Here is a 4,257-nt window from a genome sequence, read left to right as displayed (position 1 = left end):
CTTGGTCCAATCGGGGCTGGGAAGACGACAACGATTTCGATGGTCCTCGGGCTGCTCAAGCCAACGTCGGGGGAGATCAGGTTGTTCAACCACAAACCTGATGAAAAGAAAGTCCGTGAGAAAATCGGAACTATGCTTCAAGAGGTCAGCGTAATGCCAGGTTTAAAAGTCAGAGAGATTCTCGAACTGATTAGAAGTTATTATCCACAACCATTAGAATTAAAAGATCTGGTCAATCTCACTGGACTTACTGAGCAGGATTTAAGAACCCGTGCGGAAAAATTGTCCGGGGGCCAAAAGCGCCGTCTTAGTTTTGCTCTGGCGCTGGCCGGAAATCCGGAGTTAATTATATTTGACGAACCAACTGTCGGAATGGACATCACATCAAGAAATCGGTTTTGGGAAACGGTTAGGACGCTGGCCAATCAAGGGAAAACAATTATTTTTTCCACACATTATCTGCAAGAAGCCGATGATGCCGCAGATCGCATTTTATTATTTAAGGATGGTACTATTGTGGCTGACGGCACGCCAGAGCAAATCAAGGCACGAATAGCCAAACAGTCTGTTTCTTTTATCGTAGCCCCGGAAATATCATTAGAAAGTCTATTTCTCCACAGTGAAGTTGTTGATATTTATCGAAAAAACAATCGTGTCTATGTCCAATCCAACAATACCGATCGAGTCCTGGAGCTTATTTTTCAAGAAAAATTAGGTGCCCATGATATTCAAATTGAAAAAGGTAAGCTAGAGGAAGCGTTTGAGCAATTAACGAGCGGAACAAAGGAGGCCATGTAAGATGAAAACTTTTCAAGTGCAGTGTAAAACGGAAATTATTCGGGTGCTAAGGAATCGCTATTTTGTCTTTTGGTCCTTGGTCATGCCGATATTGTTCTATTATATTTTTACTAATGTGGTCAATACGAATGCGCCTAATAAAGCCGAATGGCAGGCCCACTATCTCATGTCGATGACGGCATTCAGTGTGATGGGATCATCGATTATGACACTGGGCGTTCGTATGGTTCAGGAACGCTCCCAAGGGTGGGCTACGTTTATCCGGACTACCCCTCTGTCGGACAGCATTTATTTATCTGCACAAATGGTTGGCCAAAGCGTGATTCATGTTCTATCGATTACGATTATCTTTATCGCAGGCGCCCTCATCAATCATGTTTCCCTGACAGCATCAGAATGGGTACTGAGTGGTCTGTGGATTTTGCTGGGGTCATTACCATTTTTGGGATTAGGTACATTGATTGGCATGATGAAAAAAGTAGAAACTGCGGCTGGTGTGAGTAATGTATTATACATGGTGTTGGCCGTATCCGGCGGTATGTGGATGCCGTTAGAGATCATGCCAAAAATCATGCAAAACATCGGGAAATGGCTTCCGTCCTATAATTTTGGAAACGGAGCGTGGGAAATTGTTCGCGGCAGTATGCCTCAATGGAAAAATGTTCTGATTTTAATATCCTATTTAGTCCTGTTCATGCTACTATCAAAATATATCAGAAGAAAACAAGAAGCGGTGTGATGAAGGATGAATAAAAACTTCAGCATCTTCCCAAGAAAATATGGCTTCTTCCCCTATATTTTTCTCTTGTATTTAGCGTTTCCGATTTTCTATTTGACGAAGGAAACAGGGATCAAGCAGCTGTTTGGCTTTGGAATGGTGCTGCTATTTTTAGTTGCGTATCGGCAGCTTTATTTTTCCATGGGAAAAAGAAGCTTCACCTACTGGCTGGCATGTCAGCTGGCCATCGTTTTTATTTTTGGCTTATTTTATCATCTGAACTATATATTTATGGGTTTTTTTCCAGCAAACTTTATCGGCTGGTATCGGGAAAAGAGGGCGTTTAACCGTGGGTTATTAAGCCTGGCCATTATTATGGTTGTTCCCTTTATCTATTATGTTGCAAAAACCGGTCGTTTCTTGAGCCCACAGGAGCTTTTGTTCTTTGTTCCGTTTTTGATTATCATGCTGATTTCACCATTTGGAATCCGGTCTATGAACCGAAGAATGGAACTGGAAAAAGAGCTCAATAAAGCGAACCAACGGATTGAAGAGCTGGTGAAACGAGAGGAGCGGGTCCGTATTGCCCGTGATCTCCACGATACTCTTGGGCATACCTTGTCCCTTTTGACACTGAAAAGTCAGCTTGTTCAAAGATTGATTGTGGCGGATCCCGATCGAGCGCGACATGAGGCAAAGGAAATGGAAGTGACTTCGCGGACAGCTCTAAAGCAGGTGCGGGAGCTGGTTTCAGATATGCGGGCAGCAACCATTACCGAGGAGCTGCTGCAGGTCCAGCAAATTTTGCGTGCAGCAGGAATTACCTATCAGTACAATGGAGAGGTTGATTTTTCAAAAATCGCTCCATTTACGCAAAATATTTTGGCGATGTGCGTACGTGAAGCGGCGACCAATGTGGTGAAGCATAGCCGTGCTACGCATTGCTCCATTTCTATTAATCAATCATTTGAAAAAATAAAGATGTTGGTGCGGGACGATGGGATGGGCGTGGCAAAGAATAAGGGATATGGCAATGGGTTGAAGGGAATGTCAGAGAGATTGGCGTTAATTGAGGGTTCCCTGTCCCTTTATAATCATAATGGCACTGTTTTGGAAATCTCCGTACCCATTGTTAACAAGGAAGGAGCGGTGGTATGATTCGTTTATTTATTGCAGAAGATCAGCGGATGTTATTAGGGGCCTTAGGGTCCTTGCTAGATTTGGAGTCTGATATGAAGGTTATTGGGCAGGCGATGAACGGCGAGGAAGCTCTGTCTTCGATTTTAGAGCTAAAACCAGATGTCTGCCTGATGGATATTGAAATGCCTGTGAAGAACGGGCTAGAGGTGGCAGAGGAGTTGGCGCGCCGCTCAGCACCCAGCAAGGTAATCATTTTGACAACCTTTGCCCGGCCGGGGTATTTTGAGCGTGCCGTTAAAATAGGGGTACATGGATATTTATTGAAGGATGGGGAAATCGATGAACTGGCTGAGGCGATCCGCAAAGTAGTGGCCGGTAAACGTGTATTCAGTCCGGAATTGGCCTTCACCACCATCCGCGAAGAAAACCCGCTTACCCCAAAAGAAAAAGAAATCCTTAAACTGGCCTCCCTTGGAAAAACAACCAAAGAAATTACCAGCGAACTCTACCTTTCATCAGGGACTGTCCGCAACTACATCTCTGAAATCATCCACAAACTTGGGGCTAAAAACCGCACCGAAGCCGCTGCCATCGCTCAAGAAAAGGGATGGCTCTAAGCCTCGGTGCTTCAGCACGGAGGTCAATCCCTAAGTAAATACACGCCACTGTCCTTACTAGACAGCAAGTCTTTTATTTTTGGCTCTGCATGATCAGCCGTAACCCTATTCCGATATAGATCATACCGACCACTTTCCCTTGAAGCCGATGGAACCAGCTGTTTTTTTTCCTAACCATCCGCCTTCCTATTGAGCTTGTGATCAGCGACAATAGGGTTGTATATAAAATACTCAAGAGTACGAAAATGAATCCCAGTGTCAGTAACTGCAAGTAAACGGGCGGTCCGTCATTTCGGACAAACTGAGGTAGGAAGGCGAGAAAAAACAAGGCGGTTTTCGGATTGAGCAGTTCGATCAAGAGAGCCTGGCGAAACGACACGGCGGGACTTGCGTTCGGTTTAGGTTTCGTTTCGGAGACTTGCTTTGATTTTTCTAAAAACGATTTTACCCCAACAAACAGTAAATAGGCTGCACCCAGATATTTGACGGCTTCGAATGCCAATGTAGAGGTCATCAGAATGGCAGAAAGTCCAAGGACTGCAGCAATTGTATGAATCATGTCTCCGACGGCTATCCCGGCACCGGTAACGATTCCCGCTTTCTGCCCGCCTCGCGCCGCTTGGGTTACGGTTAATAACACGGCGGGGCCAGGAATTAGAAACAATACTAAAACAACCAAAATAAATGATAACATGCCAATCCTCCTATCTAAGTTACTTTTGAATATTATGACAAATTTAGCTGGTTTTTAACAGTTAGATATTGCTTTAAAATAATGTTTTATCAATTTGATACTAATAACCTTGATAATAGGACATAGAAAAAAGCTTTTTTGTAAAAATAAATGATCAAAACACGCTCTTATATTCTTAATTGACTTATTCTTTTATAAAAAAGTTTGATTGTTGCCTATTAATGTTGCTCCACAATCGCACACTTTTATAATTAGGCTGTGTTAAAGAACAATGTTGATTTTTTACACTC

General features: G+C 43.5%; 5 protein-coding genes. 4 read left to right on the top strand and 1 reads right to left on the bottom strand.

The window, feature by feature from the left end:
* The 4 genes from V7083_RS16830 to V7083_RS16815 form a co-directional block, all read left to right on the top strand.
* Positions 1-798 (top strand): ABC transporter ATP-binding protein (locus V7083_RS16830; protein WP_335479952.1); only part of this gene is annotated, 798 nt, incomplete at its 5' end.
* A gap of 1 nt (position 799) precedes the next feature.
* On the top strand, positions 800-1,537 hold the full coding sequence (locus V7083_RS16825; protein WP_335479950.1) for an ABC transporter permease: 738 nt from the start codon (positions 800-802) through the stop codon (positions 1,535-1,537).
* A 6-nt stretch (positions 1,538-1,543) separates the two neighbouring features.
* The gene (locus tag V7083_RS16820) at positions 1,544-2,674 is read left to right on the top strand and encodes a sensor histidine kinase (RefSeq protein WP_335479948.1); all 1,131 of its coding nucleotides are present in this window, start codon (positions 1,544-1,546) and stop codon (positions 2,672-2,674) included.
* A complete protein-coding gene (locus V7083_RS16815) occupies positions 2,671-3,273 on the top strand; it encodes a response regulator transcription factor (RefSeq protein WP_335479945.1) in 603 nt (200 codons plus the stop codon). Before V7083_RS16820 ends, V7083_RS16815 begins: the two co-directional genes overlap by 4 nt.
* A 73-nt stretch (positions 3,274-3,346) precedes the next feature.
* Here the strand turns inward: V7083_RS16815 and V7083_RS16810 are convergent, their stop codons facing one another.
* Entirely contained in the window at positions 3,347-3,967 is a 621-nt protein-coding gene (locus V7083_RS16810) for a LysE family translocator (protein WP_335479942.1), read from the bottom strand.
* Positions 3,968-4,257 lie beyond the last annotated feature (290 nt).

Origin of the sequence: Bacillus sp. JJ1764 (assembly GCF_036962145.1) — a bacterium.
In the GTDB taxonomy this organism is placed as follows: Bacteria; Bacillota; Bacilli; order Bacillales; family Cytobacillaceae; genus Neobacillus.
This window is presented reverse-complemented; position numbering and strand designations above follow the sequence as displayed.

Coding starts and splice junctions, on each gene's coding strand:
- V7083_RS16825 (WP_335479950.1), top strand. CDS start 800: ATGAAAACTTTTCAAGTGCAGTGTAAAACGGAAATTATTCGGGTGCTA.
- V7083_RS16820 (WP_335479948.1), top strand. CDS start 1,544: ATGAATAAAAACTTCAGCATCTTCCCAAGAAAATATGGCTTCTTCCCC.
- V7083_RS16815 (WP_335479945.1), top strand. CDS start 2,671: ATGATTCGTTTATTTATTGCAGAAGATCAGCGGATGTTATTAGGGGCC.
- V7083_RS16810 (WP_335479942.1), bottom strand. CDS start 3,967: ATGTTATCATTTATTTTGGTTGTTTTAGTATTGTTTCTAATTCCTGGC.